Raw genomic sequence first — 16,566 nt, forward strand, 5'->3', positions numbered from 1 at the left:
CGCGCCTTGCTCGCGCACGACGCTGGCGTCTTCGTCGCTCCGCCGGGCATCGGAAAGACAGTGATCGGGACGTACCTCGTCGCGAAGCGTGCATGCAGCACCTTGATCCTCGTTCACCGTCGACCGCTGCTCGAGCAATGGCTAGCACAGCTCGCGTTGTTCCTAGGGGTCGAGCGGAAGGCGATCGGGGTGATCGCAGGAGCGAAGCGCACTCCAACCGGCTGGCTGGACGTCGCAATGATCCAGAGCCTCGTGCGGAAAGACTCTGTCGCGGACCTCGTCGCGGGCTACGGGCAGGTTATCGTCGACGAGTGCCATCACCTCCCCGCGGTGCAGTTCGAGCGCGTCCTCCGCGAGGTGAAGGCACGGTATGTCGTGGGGCTCACAGCGACGCCGCAGCGCCGCGACGGCTATCACCCGATTACCGAGATGCAGATCGGCCCCGTGCGCTTCAAAGTCGACGCGAAGGCCCAGGCGGCGGCGCGGCCGTTCGAGCATCGACTGATCGTGCGCGATACGGGCTTCCGGGCTCCGGGTCACGACGAGAAGGTTGGGATCCAGTATCTGTACGCCACACTCGCGCACGACGAGGCGCGGAACGCCGTGGACGCGAAGCAGCTCTTCGAGGTCACTTCTGCAGCCGCGCGGAAGTGCGACGTGCTTGGACAGATCCTCGGCGCACGAGATCACCCTCGGTGTCAGCGCCGTCGAGAGGCGCATGCTTTGCTTCTTGTAGAATTCTGGATTCTGAAAGGCGGCGAGACGCTTGACCTGGTTCAAGAGTGGCGAGGGCACACCGTGCTTTGCGATGAACAGCCGCTGGGAGAGCACCGCGGAGACACGCGCCGGCATCGGCCCCGGGATGCGGCGCACGCGCGGACTCCCGGAAGGCGGGCGCATCCAGGGCGCCGTGACCTCCTCTTCGGCGTCTGCCGACTCGGCGCTGCGAACACCAACGATCGTCCCGCTGCGTGTCGCGTCAATTGCGACCCGGTCGATGGCGGCGGCATCGACCCGCTGGACGGCCGCAAGGACGGACCACTGCTGGTCGTCGGGATACGCTTTCAGGTTTTCGTCGAGAAACACGGAGTTCCCTTGCTGGCGAGGCCCGTGTTGGAGCGGCAGAGCGACGAGATTTCCGAATCCGCCGCGGGGCATGGTGTCCTGGCTCGGAAAGAGCCGGTCGTACGACTCCATGCTGAGCTCGTGACGCGACACCATCGTTTCTGTGATCAAGTGGCAGCCCACTTTCCTCGCCGTCGCCGCCGAAACCGGCTCCGAGAAAAAGAACCAGACGTGTGCGCCGTTTCCGGATCGCGATCGCTCAATGAGCGCCGGCAGCCCGATCCCGCGAGCGGTCGCCACGAACGCGCGGACGTCCTCCTGCCAGGTGCTCTTGTCGAAATCGACCGCGAGGAACCAGCAGGTCTCGTCCGGGAGCATCGGATAGACGCCCATCACGTGCTGGCCGCGCAGGTGCCCGAGCACGGCGGCGTCATCGACCGGGCGGAACGCTTGGTTCGCGCAGTCGCTGCACTTGCCACCGGTCTTCAGTGCGCACAGCCCGGGCTCCCATTTGTTCGAGCACGCGGGCGCGTAGCCCGCCTTGCCCGTCTTCTTGCTGACGAACCGGGTTGGATAGAGATCGCTGCGGCCCCGAAAGAGCTGCCGAAACAACGTGACCTTCTCGGCAGGCGATCGCGGCGCGGTGGCCATCGACGGGCTTGGCACCGCCCGGACGACGTCCGGCTCTGCGAGACTGGCCAGGTCGTCACGTAGCCTCGCAAGGCGTTCCTTCGCGCCGGCGTGCTCGGCCTCGAGCCGCCGAATGCGCGTTTCCTCCTCTACAATCGCGCTGGCGATCGCGTCTCGTGCGTCAGAGGCAGGCTTTGAAGGACCCGTCCCGCTCATGTTCCACTCACGCGCCGTCGCGTAGGTGTCGAGCTTACGGTTTTCTGGCGGAACGCACCAAGACTACGCGAGCCAGTCCTCGACAGTGAGGCCGTCGATAGTGCCGTCCTTGAGACCGGCATCATTGGTGACCAGTACCGCGGAGTGTTCGACGGCGGTCGCGGCGATTAGCAGGTCGAAGTCCCCCTTGGGGCGGCCAAGTTTGCCCAAACCTGCCCGAACAACCGCGTAACGCTCCATCACGGCGTCACTTATCGGCAGAACCGGGAACCGCGCTCGCAGCGCTTCTACCCTCGCGAGGTTCTCTGCGACCCTCTGCGACTTCCGGGCGCCGTAGAGGAGCTCACCGACCACGATCAGCGAAAACCCGACGTCGCTCGGCACGAGCTGCGCGAGTCGTGATGTTACGGCCGGATGCAGATTCAGCGCGGCGGCCGCGATGTTGGTGTCGAGGACGTAGATCACAGCTCTGGCACGCTCCGGCTACCGCCGTGGCGACGCGCTTCGACGAAGAAGGCGAGCAGTTCTTCCAAGGACTCGCCCTCCCATGCTCCGATTTCTCGGAACACGTCCGCCGCCGATTCACCCTCCGGGCGTGAGCTGGGTTCTGGCTGAACCCCCGCCTCCACCGCCCGAAGCTCCACGGTCAGATCGTCCACGCGGGCTCGAACTGGGCGTGTCGGATCGCGCTTCAGAGCCTCTACGGCTTCGTCAAGAGAGCGGGCGTTGGCTGACACGCTCCAAGCATAGCCGCATCGGAGCTGGTCGGCGAGGACCACTGGCGCGAAGCTGGCCCCCCAAGGCGCTGTCGCACCTGCTGCTGGGCGAACCCGCGCGCCCCGTCGGGTTGAGGCACTCGACCTGGTACTTGCAGGACCGAGGAGTTCGGACGACCATTTGGGCATGACCTTCGCGGAGCGAATCGTCCGCGACCCGGCAATCTGCCACGGCCAACCGACGATCAACGGCACGCGAGTATTGCTGCGCGCGATCCTCGGCTACCTGGCCCACGGCGAAACGACCGAGACCATCTTGCGTGACTTCCCCGCGCTCACGCCCGAGGACGTTCGCGCTGTGATTGCTTTTGCGGCTTCTTCGGCAGCGGAGGATCTCCCTTCCCCACCGCCCGTGCCGAGCTGGCTACGCAGCGCGTGAAGCTGACGCCATGGCGAGAGCTGCTGACCCGCCGCCGTTCGAAATACATAGCGGCCTCAGATGCGGAACCGCCTGCTGTGCTTCCGCCTCCTCAGCGGCCGCTTGACCCGCTTCTTCGGCGGGGCGCCGGGCGCCTTCGGCGCCTGCAAGCCCAGCCCGTCCATCTGTCGATCGATGTCCTCCAAGGCCGCGCGCCTGTACTCCGCCTGAACACGCTCTTCATCGCCGTCGAAGTGCTGGCGGAGCAGCCTGAGACCCTCCTCCCTCTTCGCCGCGAGCTGGTCCGCCATCTGAGGCGCCCCCGCGCGTACCTCCTCGAGGTCGCCGAGGAAGATCATCTCGAACATCGCGCGTAGATGGTCGCGGAACAGGGTCTCCGTGCGCCGCTCCAACATGGCCAGGAAAGCCGGCGCCATGTCCTTCACGTCCGAGAGCGGCGGCGGGGGCGCGGCGTCCCGGGCGGCGATCGCGGCGCCCATGACGTCCGCAACGTACGCCCGAGCCAGCCGCGGCGGCACCCAGCGGCGCCAGGCGGTCCGGCAGACCTCGAGCGACGAGCGCTTCTTCCTGTAGTTGAAGAACGACTTCTCCGCCCTGCCCACGAACTCGGAGAGGTTCCTGGCAGCGCCCACCGCCGGGCCGCCCTTCAACTCGTCCTTGTCGGGCACGAGGTCGTTGACGTCGACCTGAAACGGCTGGAATCCCTGCTTCGAGATCACCGCCGAGAGCTCGGCGTCCAAGTCGAGGTCCGGGGACTCGGTGAGCTTTTCGTACACCGCCTCCAGCTCGTCGTGGAGCGCGACCGCTACCCTCTTGCGTTGGCCCTCCTGTTGCCGCTCCCGATGCCGCTCGAGGCGCGAGACTACCGTCTTGAGACAGGCCAGCGCCGCCTTGTCCGTGGCCGGTACGTCAAGCGGGGCTCTGGGGTCGACGACCTCGATGCCGCCACCCTCGAAGGCTACGGCCAGCTCCGCGAAGTGCAGGAGCGCAGCGTGGACGTCTTCCCGTGTCAGAATCGCTTTCGCTTTCGCTTTCGCCTTGGCCATGCACTACCAGCATGACGTGGACCGAACTGACACGGCAAACTCGACTCGCCTTAGGCCAATCTTGGGCCAACCGGAGACGACGCGTCACAAGGTCAGCAAGGTTGACAGTGATGCGATGCGCGCTAACCTCGCGTCTGCAAAGCACATCAATCCCGGCAAGATTCTCTCCGCCTCCTCATAACCCGAAGGTCGCAGGTTCAAATCCTGCCCGCGCAACCCTGGAAAGCCCTGTAATCACAGGGCTTTCTCGTTTCTGCAACCTGCTTTGAATTTCGACCGCGAGGCGGCGATGAGCGACGAGGAGAGGATCAGAACCGATCGCGAAGTGGTGCTGATTCGCGCAGCGATCGACGAAGGGATCGCCGAGCTCGATGCAGGTCTCGGGGAGGAGATGACAGTCGAAGACTTCGTCGCAGAGATCCGAGGAGAGCTCGGGATCTCACAACGCGCAGACGTCGACGGTTGACCCGACCTCAATCAAGGACGACTTCCCGTCACGCCCTCACCCTCTCCGCCAAACCCGAGGCGGTGCTCATCGCGTCGCCCCGGCTTCCCGCGGCAGGATCTTCACCGTCGCGGCACGCGCGCCCGTCGAAATCATCGACGCGAGGTAGGGGCTCGCGCCGTACTTGGCGCGATAGGCGTGATCGATCCGGTCGTTGCTCGCTCCGTGAACCGGATCGAACGCGACCTCTCTCGTCATCCCTGCGGCGGTGATGCGGCCAGACTTCTGTCGAAGCGCGGCCCGGTACCAGCGCGAGCTCGTGCCGTTGTAGGCGCGCACGTAGAGCTCCCCGTCGACGACGACCGACCAGATCCACGTCGGCGTGCCGTACGTCACGCCGTCGTCTCGGAGCGGCGCGATGTGCAGATCATCGGTCGCGGCGATCTTCGTGAGCTCGGTGTCTTTCCAGCGCATGGCTCACCTTCAGGGAGTGACGAGCACCTTGATGGACTCGCGGTTCTGCATCGCGCGGTACCCATCGGGCACGCCGTCGAGGCCTACGGTGCGATCGAAGACACGACCGGGCTCGATGCGACCCGCGAGGACGTCGGGAAGGAGCTCCTTGATGTACGTGCGAACGGGCGCAGGTCCGCCGCCGACGATCACGTTCTTGTAGAACGTCACGTCTGCGCCCGGGATCGCGTCGTAATGCGGGACGCCGACGCGGCCAACCGCGCCACCCGCGCGCGCGAGCTGGACCGCGGTCTGCGCCGCGTCGCGCGTGCCGACGCATTCGAGCACAGCGTGCGCGCCTTGGCCCTTCGTGAGCTGCCTCACGTGCTCGATGGCATCCGCTCCGCGCTCGCCGACGACGTCGGTCGCGCCGAACGCGCGCGCGAGCGCAATGCGGTCCGGATGTCGGCCCATGATGATGATCCGTTCGGCGCCGAGTCGCTTCGCCGCGATCACGCCGCAGAGACCGACGGCGCCGTCGCCGACTACGGCCGCGCTCTTTCCGGGCGCCACGCGCGCGACCACCGCGGCGTGGTGGCCAGTGCCCATGACGTCCGAGAGCGTGAGCAGCGACGGCATGCGCGCATCGCTCTCCGTGACGTCGATCGGGTAGAGAGTTCCATCGGCGAACGGGATGCGAAGCGCCTCGGCCTGCGCCCCGTTCATGCCGCCGTTGCCGACGAAGCCGACGTGCACGCACGCGGTCGGGAGCCCCTCCTTGCAGAAGTCGCAGGTGCCGTCGGAGATCGCGAACGGCATCACGACGACCTGCCCCTGCTTCACGTTGCGAACGCCGCTGCCCACGGCTTCGACGACGCCGATCGCCTCGTGGCCCATGCTCTGGCCCTTCTCGGTCTTCGGCATGTCGTTGTACGGCCAGAGGTCGCTGCCGCAGACGCACGCCCGGACGACACGCAGGATCGCATCGGTGGGCTCGACGATCGACGGATCGGGGACGTTCTCGACGCGGACGTCGCCGGCGCCGTACATGATGGCTGCGCGCATCTCACACCTTCCCTTGGTATTGCTCGTCAGTGACCTTCTCGAGCCACTCGACGACCTTTCCGTCGAGCGCCTCCTGAATCGCGATGTGCGTCATCGCCGTCGTCGGCGCGGCGCCGTGCCAGTGCTTCTCGTCGGGCCCGACGGTGACGACATCGCCGGGGCGGATCTCCTCGACAGGACCGCCCCACCGCTGGTGCAGACCGCATCCGGCCGTGACGATGAGCGTCTGACCGAGGGGGTGCGTATGCCAGTCGCTTCGGGCGCAAGGCTCGAACGTCACGCAGGCGCCGGCGGCGCGCGCGGGCGGGCTCGACTGGAAAAGTGGGTCGATCCGCACGGTTCCCGTGAAATGCTCGGCCGGCCCCTTCTCCGACGGCTGTGAGCCGCTCCGTTTGATCTCCATGGTCCACCTCGTCGCGAAATGCCTCGACCGCAGTGCGGCCTTGCCCTCGTGCAAGCGCCGCAAGAGGCGCGCCGCGCGACCGCCGCGAGGAAGAACATGCGCCCCCGGCCGTCGTTGAACTAGACGGCCCGGTCGCGACGGCCTGTTAAGCTACGGTGAACAATCCCCATCGAGGTCCCCGCGCCGCATGAACGCCGCTCCCTTCTCGCAGCTCCAGGCATTCCTCTCCGTCGCGCGTCTTCGCAGTTTCAGCGGCGCCGCGCGCGACCTCGGCGTCTCGCGCTCCGCGGTGAGTCAGGCGGTGAGCCAACTCGAGGAGCAGCTTCGCGTCGTGCTCCTCACGCGAACGACGCGGAGCGTGGCGCTCACCGACGCGGGCCGGCGGCTCGTCGAGAGCGCGGGACCGGCGATCGGGCAAGTGGTCTCCGCGCTGCGCGAGGTCGGCGCAGCGCCGGGCGAGACCGTCGGCCGCCTGCGCCTCTCGGTGCCTCGTGCGGCGTATCCCTTCGTCATCGCGCCCGCGTTGCCGAAGTTTCGAGAGCGGCACCCGCGCATCGAGGTCGAGCTCGTGTTCGACGATCGCATGGTGGATATCGTCGGCGGAGGTTTCGACGCGGGGGTTCGGCTCGAGGAGTACGTGCAACGCGACATGATCGGCGTTCGACTGACCGACGCCTTTCGCTTCGTCGTCGTCGGCGCGCCGAGCTATCTCGACGCCCGCGGAGTTCCGGAGCGCCCGGAGGATCTACTCCAGCACGAATGCCTGACGTTTCGCTCGGAGACCACGGGCTCGCTGTACGCGTGGGAGCTCGAGCGCGGACGGCGGAGCTGGCGCGTGCCGGTGCGCGGAGGCGTCGTCGTAAACGATGGCCTGTTCTGCATGGCGCTCGCCGAGTTGGGCCTCGGCCTCGCGTACGTGTTCGAGCCGCTCGTGAGCGACGCGCTTCGCGCCGGCCGCCTCCGCCGTGTGCTCGAGCCGTATGCGCCGACGGTGCCCGGGCTCTTCCTCTACTACCCGAGTCGCGCGCAGAGCTCTGCGCCGCTGCGGTCGTTCATCGAGACGCTTCGAGAACCATCCGCGCTCTCGACCACCAAGAGCAAGGCGCGCCCACGTTGACCGAGCGCCCGCCGGCTGGAAACGATTGTCAATTTCCACTTAACAGCTCGTCCAGCAACCGGCCTCTTCTCCGTCGATGGCGCCGCGCGCATGTTGTGGCTGCAAGAAGCCGACGTGGATCAAGGTCCAGGAGATGACGCCATGACGAACGCAGCGACGACGAACAGCCGAAGGCAACCTTCTGCCGCCCTGCGACGACGGTGCTTTCTCGGCGCGCTGGTTGGTTCGGTGGCGCTCCTCGGCTGTCGAGCCGAGCAGTCGACCCTGAAACCTGCAACTTCCACGACAAACGGGGCGCCCGCCATGCAGCTGACACAGGAATGGGACAAGACCTTCCCCAAGAGCGACAAGGTGGATCACGAGAAGGTCACCTTCAAGAACCGCTACGGCATCACCCTGGCGGCCGACCTGTACCTACCGAAGAACCGTACCGGCAAACGCCTGGCGGCGCTGGCCGTCGGCGGTCCGTTCGGCGCAGTGAAGGAACAGTCGTCGGGCCTCTACGCGCAGACGATGGCCGAACGCGGATTCGGCACGCTGGCGTTCGACCCGTCCTACACCGGGGAGAGCAGCGGGGAGCCGCGCAACATCGCCTCGCCGGACATCAACACCGAAGACTTCAGTGCGGCCGTGGACTTTCTCGGCTTGCACGCGTCCGTCGACCGCGAGCGCGTCGGCATCATCGGCATCTGCGGTTTTGGCGGCTTGGCCTTGAACGCCGCCGCTGTGGACAAGCGCATCAAGGCCGTGGTCGCCAGCACGATGTACGACATGAGCCGGGTCATGTCGAAGGGATACAACGACAGCGTGACCCCGGGACAGCGCACGCAAACGCTGGAGCAACTGGGCCGGCAGCGCTGGCTGGACGCGGAGAGCGGAAGTCCGGCGCATGGCCCGGTGTCCAACGAGCTGAAAGGCGGCGAAGCGCAATTCCTCGTCGACTACCACGACTACTACAGGACGCCGCGCGGCTTCCATCCGCGGGCGGTGAACTCGAACGCCTCGTGGGCGCTCACCACGCCGCTGTCGTTCATGAACATGCCGATCCTGACCTACATCGCGGAAATTTCGCCGCGCCCCATCCTGATCATCCACGGCGAAAAGGCCCACTCGCGCTACTTCAGCGAGACCGCCTACGCGGCTGCGGCGGAGCCGAAGGAGCTCATGATCATCCCGGGCGCCAACCACACCGACCTCTACGACCGCAAGGACGTGATTCCGTTCGACAAGATCACAGGGTTCTTCGACAAGAACCTGAAGTGAATGGCGTCGACACGTCCCCGTGGCTGGAAGCCGGGCTTGCCGATGGCGGCGCGTGACCTACCACCCAATCGCGATCGACTCCTCGAACGGCACCCACGCCTCCGCAACCCCTTGAAATTCTTGGGTCGGAAAGTCGAGTTGCGAGCCCGCGCAACCCTCGCCGTACCACGGCACGATGACCCCCGGTCGCAAGCCGGGGGTTTCGTTTCTTCGGACGCTGCGCCGGTCACCCGTCCTCGTCTACGTCCAGAAGGTGCAGCTCCGGCAGCATCGCGGCATGCAGGATGCGGACGACGACCACCGTTCCGTCGAGCTCGACGCGGAAGAACAGAGCATGCTTTCCCCGAAGCAGACGGTAGTACGGCGGGTGGCTCGGGAATCCCCGGCGAAGCTCGGGTCGCTCCGCGAGCGCCTGGCAGGCAGACTCGAGCCCTATGAGGTAGCGGTCGCACTGCTCGGGTCCCCACCGTTCCAGCGTGTACGCCGCGATGTCCCGCAGGTCCGCTCTCGCCTGCGCCGTAAACCGATACTTCACGACCCACCTAAGGTTGATGTCGGTTCACACGGAGCTCGGCCCGGACGCTGTCGAACGGGTTGCCGTCGAAGATCCCGCTGTTCTCCCCCTCTTCGAGCGCCGCACGCAATGCATCGTGCTTCTCCTGCTCTCGTTGCACGGCGAGGACCCCGGCGCGCACGACCTCGTCGATATTTGCGAAGCGGCCCGCTGCGACTTGCGCCTCGGCAATGCGTGCGATGTCCTCGGGCAGGTCAGCGGCTTGGATCGGGCGTGCCATGGCGGCGACTCGTTCTCGTGATTCTGTCACCTCCGGGCGGCTCCGACAACTCGTCGCTTCGCGGACCCAAGCTCGGCGTGCCGCCGAACACCCAAGTGGTATGCGGCTCGGACCCCTCGTCGCAGGTGTAGTCATGTTCGCCGCCTCGGCGTGCGCGGAAGGCGCTCCTCCGCGCATGGTCCAGCCGAATCCGGCAGAGCCGACCGCCCCCACGCCTGACGCTGGCGCCGTCTCGGGGCGCCCGCCGCGACCTGTGCCACCCGAGCCGACCGCCGAGTTCCCTTACTCGAATACGTTCGCTGGATACATTGACGCGTTCCGCGAGGAACGGATCGACGAGGAGTGGGCGAAGCCGACCGAAGCGACGCTGCGGAGCCAGCTCACCGCGCTCGACCCCCACGTTTCCAGAGTGCGCCTGGTCGAGTGCCGCTGCGGGCTCTGCATGTTGGGGTCCATCGTCGCCCCCGGCGGAGAGGTAGGAAGCCCACAACCGGGGGTGGACGTGCCGGCCGTGCGCTGGTCCGGATACGAGAAGCTCATGCGGCGGGAGCGAGCCGACGGCTGGACCGAGACGCTGGTCCTGCTAGGTCGTCACAGCATCGGTGATCGCTTAGGCCGCTGCACGACGTGAACTCGCTGAGTTTCCGGGGGCTCGATAGGCATGTGCACGGCGCTCGACGGACTGAAGCAGGTGAAGGCGACGACGGTTCGGGTCTGGGGCCTCGTGGAGCAGCAGGTCGAGCAAGACTGGGTCGTCGCGGCCTTCGATGACGACGGCGAGCAGGTCGGTTGCGTGCTGGCTCATGAGCACGCTCCAGCGTCGTGCCGGGAGAAGGAATCCCGGGCGGACCGCGCTGCGCAAGGCGTGAAGGAGCGCTCGGCTCGCGGCCAGCGAGAGAAGAGCGGCGTAGAGCATGGCCTCTACGACGGCGCGCTTTCGGCTCGGGATCTGGTCGAGCCGGTAGTGCGACTTCAGCTCCTTGAAGAGCAACTCGACTTCCCAGCGGACGGCGTACACGCGGGCGATATCGGCCGGCTGGAGCGCCTCGACGCCGATGTTGGTGATGTACAGGTGGTACTCGCCGGAGGCTTCGTCCCGCACGCCGACGACACGGAAGGTGCGGACCTCGCTGGAGCAGCGCCCGGCGTAGACGCGATGGCGGGAGCGAACCTGTACGGTGACGTCGAGTTCCTCGCGCTGCAGGCGGTCGACGACATCCCAGATGCACTGCCCGACGACGGCGACCGACCGGCCGCGCCAGCGTCGATTCTGAGCAACGATGACCGGGTTGGAGCTGCGCTTGAGCCGGGACACGAAGTAGCCACGGATCTCGTCGAGCCGGCGGAAGAGGCGGAAGTCGAAGTAGCCGAGGTCGAAGAGCAACAACTTGCCGCGAGCCCACGGGCCGAGGACGAGGGCACGGCGATCATGGCGGCGCTCGGCGGTCACCTTGACGGTCTGCGCCAGCCCCCGCCACGCACATCACCACATGCACCTTCGCGGCAGCCCGGGTGTGGTTGGTGCGGCAGGCCGGAAACGCCTTGCCCAGCAGCTCGTGCAGGCGGATGACCGTCGAGTCCGCGATCAGGATGTCGCGGAACTGATTGAGCCGCCCAGATGCGGGCCGGCTCAGCCCCCAGGACTGCTGGAGCACGCCGTCGAGCAGCTGCCGGAGCAGCCTCACCAGCGCCGGCGTGAACCGGCAGTAGAAGCTGCTCTCCTCCAGCGTGGTCCGCGAGACCCTCTCGTAGACGCGACGCAGGCCCGCGATGGTCCGGACTTTCCCGGCGGAAAAGCCGAGGATAAGGCTCCAGACCAGGGCGTAGGCGTCGACCTTCCGGACGCGCTGGAACGCGCCCGTCGCCCGAGCGCTCGCTTCGACGAGCGCCGGCGGAAGGAACTTGCGGAGCGTGCGGTGAATCGGTACCGATGGCGAGCGGGGCATGCGTCCTCCGAGCTGTGTCGCAACCGCGAGGTCGCACGCTTGCCCCGTTTCCACAACTCCGCGCACCGCGCGAACGGTGGATCACGCGCGCAAGCGATCGGAATGATCCAGGATTCCGCTTACCCGAACACCCATGGTCGTCACAGCAAGGACTCGCTGAGCTCCTATCCGCGCGTCCGTTCGACCGACAGCCCGTGGGACGATCCTGCGTGCGCCGGCGCCATCCCGTTCGCACCAGCGTGGCTGAACTCGAGTCGCTTCAATTGGACCGGCATTGGGATCAACCGGATGTACTTGGCCATGGCCAGCGAGAGGGTCTGTCCCTGCCTTTGTGGAAAGGTGCAGCCGAATGCGCACCCGGGGTGCCGCTATCACTCGGACGGATTCGTCTACTGCGGGCTCACCAAGTTCACTCCGCGTGGCCTCCCGATCATCGAAGGCGAGTGGAGCTGCAAACGAACCGAACCGAGCGTCGGCCAGTAGGAATCTGCGTGGTACGGCCCGCGTATCGCCCCCGCGCAACCAACCGGTCCATCACGCAACGACCCCTGGCCCCCGGGCTGGGGGTTTCGCGTTTGTGGCCCGAAGTGTGGACGTCATCGGCAACGTCGCTCCTCTTCCTGGTGCTTCCGACCGCGGGAATCCGGTCTACGCCGTCCACAGCAGGAAGCCACCGACGGCCAGCATGAGGACGCCGGCGACCCGCTCCGTCCATGCTCGCCAACCGAGCTTCGACAGCCAGGTCGTGAGCCGCCCCGACGCGGTCCCTGCAATCACCAACGGCACGCCGTTCCCCATTCCGTAGAGGAAGAGCAGCAGCGCGGCGAACGGCACGCTCCCTTGGAACGCCGCATACGACAGGATCGCCGCGAGCGCCGGCGTGCCGCACGGCCCGATCACGAGCGACAAGAGCAGACCGCTCGCGTAGGCGCCGTGGACGCCACGACCGCGGAGGCCGATGGCCCCGCGCGGCATCGGGAGGCGCATCCATCCGACCAGATGAAGTCCCATGACAATGGGAACGAGCGCGATGGCATATCGCACCCATCCGCCGAACCCCTCGAGCGTGCGCCCCGCGAGCGCCGCGACGACGCCCAGGATCGTCGTCGCTGTCGCCGTTCCGAGGACGAACGCGATGGCATTGGATACGGCGGGACGAGGGCTGTCGGCATCGCACGCGCCGGCGCAGCACGTGGCTGCAGCCGCCGGATAGAGCGCCAGGCAGCAGGGGTTCAGCCCCATCGCAAGGCCGCCGGCGAACGCCAGCGGCAGCGCGACGAGGCTCCCGGACGAAAGCGCGTTCGCGAGATCCATCCGTCACTTCTTCGCGGAGGCGAGGGTGTCGAGGTCGACCTTCATGTTCTTGATCGTCTCCTCCGACTCGCCTTCGTACCGGCGCAGCTCCTTGCCTGATGCGTCCAGGAAGACGACGGCCGGGACGACCAACACGTGATACTTTTTCGCTTCGTCCTTGTTCGTGCGGGTGTCGATCTCCTTCGTCGACACGCCCTTCTGTGCGGCCGCGCGGACATCGCGAATGATCTCCCCGCATCCGCACTCGTCCTCCGCCTCGCCGAGGTTCGCCACCAAGACGACGGTGCCGCCCGCGGCGAGCGGAGCAGCCGCGCTCGCCGAGGGCGAGCCATCGCGCGATGGTTCGCCCGAACGACAACCTGCCACCCCGAGCAGTGCGATTGCCGCGACCAGCCACGGTGTCAGTGTCTTCATGTCGATTCTCCAGTCTTGCAGACCTGCGCGCAGCCGCACTCCGCAGTCGCCCCGCCTTCTTCGAGCGCTCCTGCGGCGCGATCCTGGACGAACGCTTCGCCTGTCTCGAGGGAACGCTCGGCGCGCGCGAGCTCGCGGCCGAGGTAGGCGGCGTGGTCGAGCCGCGTGACCAGACCGCGCTCGACGACTCCCGCATAGAGTGCTGCCGGTGTCTTCCCCTCGAAGACGCAAGTGAGCACGCCCGCGTTCGTGAAATGCTCCACCGAGATCATTCTCCGGCGCGCATCCGGGTAGACGACGAAGTAACCCGCGGGATCTTGCACGAGGCGCCGCGGCTCGCTCGTCCCGACGCGCTCGACGGCGACGGGGCGCGGTGCCCCCTCGAACGGACCGCGGGCGGAGCGCCCCGCCCTCTGCACGAGCTCGATCACTCGCGTCATGTCAGTTTCGCCAATCGCTGACACGAGCTCGACCTGCTCCCGGAAGGCGTCGATCTCTTCCTGGCTGACGTTCTTCAGTACTGGTCGCTTTCCCCTCGCGCCTCGGATGCGCCGCGCGTCATCGACACCGTTCTCGAGTAGGCTCGCGATGGACTGCCCGGGAAGGTGCCCGACTGTCTGCTGAGTGTCGTCGCCGCAAAGGACGAGGCAACGAATGTGCGGGTTCGCGAGCACGTTCGTCATGAGCCGCTCGATCCCGAGGTTCTCCGTGTGCATCGTTCCCACGATCGCGAGGTGCTCGTGGCGCGTGTCCGCGACGCGGGACGCGAGCGATGCGTCGTTCAACGTGCACACGGCGACAGGAGCGCCGTACCGGAGCGCGCGATAGTCGCCCGGAAGAGGCGGCCAACCCAGGCGTGCCTCCGGTGCTTCCGTGGGGCAGAGGTCGAGATTCGCGCTCGCCGCGGGGAAGGCTTCAGCAAACGCATTCGCGGCGATGGCCGGGAAGCAGACCGCGCAGCCGAGGCAGTCGTACTTCTTGGGGACGAACACGGCGCGCGCCGCCTGCAGCGTCGGCTCGAGCAGCGGCGCAGCCTCGGTGCCCGAGAGTGCAGCCACGGTCTGTTGGAGGCATCCGCAGCCATGACACTTGCCGGCCCGGACGGCCTCGTCGAGCTGCTCCCGAATGACGTCGAGCGCGCGCCGGCGAGTGTCGACGGCCGCGGTCATCGGCGCGCCTTGGCATCCGGAAGGACGCGACCGACGAGCTCGCGCGCGAGCGGGCTCTTCAGCGAGTAGTACGCCATCTTGCCGTCGTTGCGGTACTTGAGCACCTTCAGGTCCCGGAGCTTACGCAGATGATGGGACGCTACCGAAACGCTGATCCCGAGGACGTGCGCGACGTCGCACACGCAGAGCTCCTCGCCCGTTCGAAGCGCGAAGAGCAGACGGAGGCGGGTCTTGTCGGCCAGCGACGCGAAGAGCCCGCGCGCGTCTTCGAGAGCGTCGTCGGCGGGTAGCTCGGCGCGCAGCCGCGCGACGAGCTTCTCCTTGAAGCAGGGGACGTTGCAGAGGTCGCTGCAAGCACCCGCAGGCGCCGCAGCTGTTCGTTCATTCATATGAGTATATGAATGACTGGGAAATGGCGGGGGGTCAAGCGCGCGCCGACCGTGACTGAGCCCACGCGATGAGCGCCGCGGACGACGCGGCTCACCCGTCCTCGTCTGCGTCCGGGAGGTGCAGCTCCGGCAACATCGCGGCATGCAGGATGCGGACGACGATCACCGTTCCGTCGAGCTCGACGCGAACGAACAGAGCATGCTTCCCCGAAGAAGACGCTAGTACGGCGGGCATGCGGCTCGGACCCCTGGTCGTAGGTGGGGTCAGTTCGCCGCAGGCGACTCCGCCCGTAGAGTCTGACGCGGCAGCGCAGACCACCACAGCCTACGAAGCGCACCTCTCTCGGCCGCTCGGGATTCGCGACCAGCGCTCCACGGCTTGCGGGCGCTAGCCCGCCGCCGCGTCCCGGCGTATGCGGCGCGCATGGACCTCGGGGACAAGACCTTCGTCATCACCGGCGCCAACACCGGCATCGGCCGCGCGAACGCCCTGGCGCTGGCCGAACGCGGCCTCGGCAGGCTGATCATCGCCGCGCGGAGTCTCGAACGCACCGAGCCTGTACTCGCCGAGGTCCGGGCGAAGAACCCGGAGGGTGAGGTCTCGTTCGTGGCGCTCGATCTGTCGGACCTGGCGTCGGTGAGGAAGGCCGCGGACGAGCTGCTCGGGAGAGACGTCACCATCGACGCGCTGATCAACAACGCCGGCGTGGCCGGCGTGCAGGGGCAAACGAAGGACGGCTTCGAGCTCGCCTTCGGCACGAATCACGTGGGCCACTACCTCTGGACGGAGAAGCTCCTGCCGCTGGTCAAGCGCGCGAAGCAGGGGCGCATCGTCATCGTGGCGAGCCAGGCCCACTACCGGGCGAGGCAGGGCATCGACTGGGACGCCGTCAGGAAGCCCTCCGCCACGCTGACCGCGTTTCCGGAGTACTGCGTGAGCAAGCTCGCCAACGTCCTGCACGCGAGCGAGCTCGCGAGAAGGCTCGCGGGCACGAGCGTCACGACCTACTCGCTCCACCCCGGCGGCGTCGCGAGCGACATTTGGAAGCGTCGCATGGGCGTCTTCGCCGTGCTGCTCCGCCCGTTTCTGATCTCGAATGAAGAGGGGGCGAAGACGCAGCTCCGCTGCGAGATCGCGCCGGAGCTCGCCAGCGAGACCGGGCTCTACTACGACAAGGAGCGCCCGAAACGAGCGTCGCCGCTCGCCCGCGACGTGAAGCTCCAGGACGAGCTCGAGGCGCGGAGCCGAGAGTACGTTCGTGCGTTCCTTTGACGGGTAGCCCGCTGCGACAGCGGGTGTCGCAACCACGCCTCGTACGGATCGGGAACACGGCCGAGCTTGGATTGCCCCCGGGCGTCGCGTCGCCTAGTCTGCTCTCCATGAACGGGGTGAGGGTGGTACGGGGCGCGGCGACGGCTTGTTTGGTCATCATCGCGGGGGTCGTGGCGTTCGGCTGCGGCGAGGACCCGAGGCCGGTGACCTGCTGCGCGCTCGACAAGATGTTGGCAGGATGCGGCTCGGATTCGGACTACTCGACGCTCAGCGCCATCGCAGACAAAGACGACTCGGACGCCTGCCAATACGTGCTGGAGCAATACAGCTTCGGCTGCAGCGACTTCAGCGGCAGCATCGAGGATGCGATGGCCAGCTGCGAGGGCCCCGACGAGTGACGAGCACGCGC

The 16,566-nt window shown here is 67.1% G+C and carries 21 protein-coding genes; 7 read left to right on the forward strand and 14 right to left on the reverse strand.

Annotated features, from left to right (window positions below; translation table 11 throughout):
• Positions 1 to 6: 6 nt before the first annotated feature.
• Positions 7 to 1,779, forward strand: coding sequence for a DEAD/DEAH box helicase family protein (locus HS104_27200; GenBank protein ID MBE7483653.1), 1,773 nt, complete (start codon positions 7 to 9; stop codon positions 1,777 to 1,779).
• A gap of 195 nt (positions 1,780 to 1,974) precedes the next feature.
• Here the strand turns inward: HS104_27200 and HS104_27205 are convergent, their stop codons facing one another.
• Positions 1,975 to 2,376, reverse strand: a complete 402-nt coding sequence (locus HS104_27205; GenBank protein MBE7483654.1) for a PIN domain-containing protein — start codon at positions 2,374 to 2,376, stop codon at positions 1,975 to 1,977.
• A 438-nt stretch (positions 2,377 to 2,814) separates the two neighbouring features.
• Between HS104_27205 and HS104_27210 the strand changes: the two genes are divergently transcribed.
• On the forward strand, positions 2,815 to 3,066 hold the full coding sequence (locus HS104_27210) for a DUF433 domain-containing protein (GenBank protein ID MBE7483655.1): 252 nt from the start codon (positions 2,815 to 2,817) through the stop codon (positions 3,064 to 3,066).
• Between the two features lie 56 nt (positions 3,067 to 3,122).
• Here HS104_27210 and HS104_27215 read toward each other — a convergent pair whose 3' ends face one another.
• Positions 3,123 to 4,112: a hypothetical protein gene (locus tag HS104_27215; protein MBE7483656.1), complete on the reverse strand. Its 990-nt coding sequence runs from the start codon at positions 4,110 to 4,112 to the stop codon at positions 3,123 to 3,125.
• 289 nt (positions 4,113 to 4,401) lie between these two features.
• Here HS104_27215 and HS104_27220 point away from each other — a divergent pair, with 289 nt between their 5' ends.
• Positions 4,402 to 4,578 carry a hypothetical protein gene (locus HS104_27220; protein ID MBE7483657.1) on the forward strand — a complete coding sequence of 59 codons (177 nt, stop codon included), beginning with the start codon at positions 4,402 to 4,404 and terminating at the stop codon, positions 4,576 to 4,578.
• A gap of 66 nt (positions 4,579 to 4,644) precedes the next feature.
• On the opposite strand, the gene HS104_27225 is transcribed toward HS104_27220, so the two are convergent.
• The 3 genes from HS104_27225 to HS104_27235 are packed head-to-tail and all read right to left on the reverse strand — an operon-like array spanning position 4,645 to position 6,478.
• Complete coding sequence (locus HS104_27225) at positions 4,645 to 5,031, reverse strand: DUF2255 family protein (protein MBE7483658.1); 387 nt, start codon at positions 5,029 to 5,031, stop codon at positions 4,645 to 4,647.
• Between the two features lie 9 nt (positions 5,032 to 5,040).
• Positions 5,041 to 6,075 (reverse strand): zinc-dependent alcohol dehydrogenase family protein, encoded by a 1,035-nt coding sequence (locus HS104_27230; protein MBE7483659.1) that lies wholly within the window; start codon positions 6,073 to 6,075, stop codon positions 5,041 to 5,043.
• Position 6,076: 1 nt separating this feature from the next.
• Positions 6,077 to 6,478, reverse strand: a complete 402-nt coding sequence (locus HS104_27235; GenBank protein ID MBE7483660.1) for a cupin domain-containing protein — start codon at positions 6,476 to 6,478, stop codon at positions 6,077 to 6,079.
• Between the two features lie 187 nt (positions 6,479 to 6,665).
• Between HS104_27235 and HS104_27240 the strand changes: the two genes are divergently transcribed.
• Together HS104_27240 and HS104_27245 are read left to right on the forward strand one after the other, a co-directional pair.
• Positions 6,666 to 7,595, forward strand: coding sequence for a LysR family transcriptional regulator (locus HS104_27240; GenBank protein MBE7483661.1), 930 nt, complete (start codon positions 6,666 to 6,668; stop codon positions 7,593 to 7,595).
• 141 nt (positions 7,596 to 7,736) lie between these two features.
• A complete protein-coding gene (locus tag HS104_27245) occupies positions 7,737 to 8,858 on the forward strand; it encodes an alpha/beta hydrolase (GenBank protein ID MBE7483662.1) in 1,122 nt (373 codons plus the stop codon).
• A 226-nt stretch (positions 8,859 to 9,084) separates the two neighbouring features.
• Here HS104_27245 and HS104_27250 read toward each other — a convergent pair whose 3' ends face one another.
• The 9 genes from HS104_27250 to HS104_27290 form a co-directional block, all read right to left on the reverse strand.
• The gene (locus tag HS104_27250) at positions 9,085 to 9,393 is read right to left on the reverse strand and encodes a type II toxin-antitoxin system RelE/ParE family toxin (protein MBE7483663.1); all 309 of its coding nucleotides are present in this window, start codon (positions 9,391 to 9,393) and stop codon (positions 9,085 to 9,087) included.
• A gap of 7 nt (positions 9,394 to 9,400) precedes the next feature.
• Entirely contained in the window at positions 9,401 to 9,652 is a 252-nt protein-coding gene (locus HS104_27255; protein ID MBE7483664.1) for a type II toxin-antitoxin system ParD family antitoxin, read from the reverse strand.
• 610 nt (positions 9,653 to 10,262) lie between these two features.
• A complete protein-coding gene (locus HS104_27260; GenBank protein MBE7483665.1) occupies positions 10,263 to 11,102 on the reverse strand; it encodes an IS4 family transposase in 840 nt (279 codons plus the stop codon).
• Positions 11,080 to 11,598 (reverse strand): hypothetical protein, encoded by a 519-nt coding sequence (locus HS104_27265; protein ID MBE7483666.1) that lies wholly within the window; start codon positions 11,596 to 11,598, stop codon positions 11,080 to 11,082. The genes HS104_27260 and HS104_27265 overlap by 23 nt, the downstream gene beginning before the upstream one ends.
• A gap of 648 nt (positions 11,599 to 12,246) precedes the next feature.
• Complete coding sequence (locus tag HS104_27270) at positions 12,247 to 12,912, reverse strand: sulfite exporter TauE/SafE family protein (protein MBE7483667.1); 666 nt, start codon at positions 12,910 to 12,912, stop codon at positions 12,247 to 12,249.
• Positions 12,913 to 12,915: 3 nt separating this feature from the next.
• Entirely contained in the window at positions 12,916 to 13,365 is a 450-nt protein-coding gene (locus tag HS104_27275; protein ID MBE7483668.1) for a hypothetical protein, read from the reverse strand.
• The gene (locus HS104_27280; GenBank protein MBE7483669.1) at positions 13,323 to 14,495 is read right to left on the reverse strand and encodes a DUF4346 domain-containing protein; all 1,173 of its coding nucleotides are present in this window, start codon (positions 14,493 to 14,495) and stop codon (positions 13,323 to 13,325) included. The genes HS104_27275 and HS104_27280 overlap by 43 nt, the downstream gene beginning before the upstream one ends.
• Positions 14,492 to 14,884 carry a winged helix-turn-helix transcriptional regulator gene (locus tag HS104_27285; GenBank protein MBE7483670.1) on the reverse strand — a complete coding sequence of 131 codons (393 nt, stop codon included), beginning with the start codon at positions 14,882 to 14,884 and terminating at the stop codon, positions 14,492 to 14,494. The genes HS104_27280 and HS104_27285 overlap by 4 nt, the downstream gene beginning before the upstream one ends.
• A gap of 91 nt (positions 14,885 to 14,975) precedes the next feature.
• Positions 14,976 to 15,119: a type II toxin-antitoxin system RelE/ParE family toxin gene (locus HS104_27290; protein ID MBE7483671.1), complete on the reverse strand. Its 144-nt coding sequence runs from the start codon at positions 15,117 to 15,119 to the stop codon at positions 14,976 to 14,978.
• A gap of 189 nt (positions 15,120 to 15,308) precedes the next feature.
• Between HS104_27290 and HS104_27295 the strand changes: the two genes are divergently transcribed.
• Positions 15,309 to 16,157 carry an SDR family oxidoreductase gene (locus HS104_27295; GenBank protein MBE7483672.1) on the forward strand — a complete coding sequence of 283 codons (849 nt, stop codon included), beginning with the start codon at positions 15,309 to 15,311 and terminating at the stop codon, positions 16,155 to 16,157.
• A 107-nt stretch (positions 16,158 to 16,264) separates the two neighbouring features.
• Positions 16,265 to 16,555, forward strand: a complete 291-nt coding sequence (locus tag HS104_27300) for a hypothetical protein (GenBank protein ID MBE7483673.1) — start codon at positions 16,265 to 16,267, stop codon at positions 16,553 to 16,555.
• The last annotated feature ends 11 nt before the right edge of the window (positions 16,556 to 16,566 follow it).

This window comes from Polyangiaceae bacterium, from assembly GCA_015075635.1.
In the GTDB taxonomy this organism is placed as follows: Bacteria; Myxococcota_A; Polyangia; order Polyangiales; family Polyangiaceae; genus JADJKB01.

What these genes read in the sequence shown, in the direction of transcription:
- HS104_27285 (MBE7483670.1), bottom strand. Translation starts at nt 14,884, where the DNA reads ATGAATGAACGAACAGCTGCGGCGCCTGCGGGTGCTTGCAGCGACCTC.
- HS104_27220 (MBE7483657.1), top strand. Translation starts at nt 4,402, where the DNA reads ATGAGCGACGAGGAGAGGATCAGAACCGATCGCGAAGTGGTGCTGATT.
- HS104_27290 (MBE7483671.1), bottom strand. Translation starts at nt 15,119, where the DNA reads ATGCCCGCCGTACTAGCGTCTTCTTCGGGGAAGCATGCTCTGTTCGTT.
- HS104_27230 (MBE7483659.1), bottom strand. Translation starts at nt 6,075, where the DNA reads ATGCGCGCAGCCATCATGTACGGCGCCGGCGACGTCCGCGTCGAGAAC.
- HS104_27210 (MBE7483655.1), top strand. Translation starts at nt 2,815, where the DNA reads ATGACCTTCGCGGAGCGAATCGTCCGCGACCCGGCAATCTGCCACGGC.
- HS104_27240 (MBE7483661.1), top strand. Translation starts at nt 6,666, where the DNA reads ATGAACGCCGCTCCCTTCTCGCAGCTCCAGGCATTCCTCTCCGTCGCG.
- HS104_27295 (MBE7483672.1), top strand. Translation starts at nt 15,309, where the DNA reads ATGGACCTCGGGGACAAGACCTTCGTCATCACCGGCGCCAACACCGGC.
- HS104_27245 (MBE7483662.1), top strand. Translation starts at nt 7,737, where the DNA reads ATGACGAACGCAGCGACGACGAACAGCCGAAGGCAACCTTCTGCCGCC.
- HS104_27215 (MBE7483656.1), bottom strand. Translation starts at nt 4,112, where the DNA reads ATGGCCAAGGCGAAAGCGAAAGCGAAAGCGATTCTGACACGGGAAGAC.
- HS104_27300 (MBE7483673.1), top strand. Translation starts at nt 16,265, where the DNA reads ATGAACGGGGTGAGGGTGGTACGGGGCGCGGCGACGGCTTGTTTGGTC.
- HS104_27255 (MBE7483664.1), bottom strand. Translation starts at nt 9,652, where the DNA reads ATGGCACGCCCGATCCAAGCCGCTGACCTGCCCGAGGACATCGCACGC.
- HS104_27270 (MBE7483667.1), bottom strand. Translation starts at nt 12,912, where the DNA reads ATGGATCTCGCGAACGCGCTTTCGTCCGGGAGCCTCGTCGCGCTGCCG.
- HS104_27280 (MBE7483669.1), bottom strand. Translation starts at nt 14,495, where the DNA reads ATGACCGCGGCCGTCGACACTCGCCGGCGCGCGCTCGACGTCATTCGG.
- HS104_27225 (MBE7483658.1), bottom strand. Translation starts at nt 5,031, where the DNA reads ATGCGCTGGAAAGACACCGAGCTCACGAAGATCGCCGCGACCGATGAT.
- HS104_27235 (MBE7483660.1), bottom strand. Translation starts at nt 6,478, where the DNA reads ATGGAGATCAAACGGAGCGGCTCACAGCCGTCGGAGAAGGGGCCGGCC.
- HS104_27265 (MBE7483666.1), bottom strand. Translation starts at nt 11,598, where the DNA reads ATGCCCCGCTCGCCATCGGTACCGATTCACCGCACGCTCCGCAAGTTC.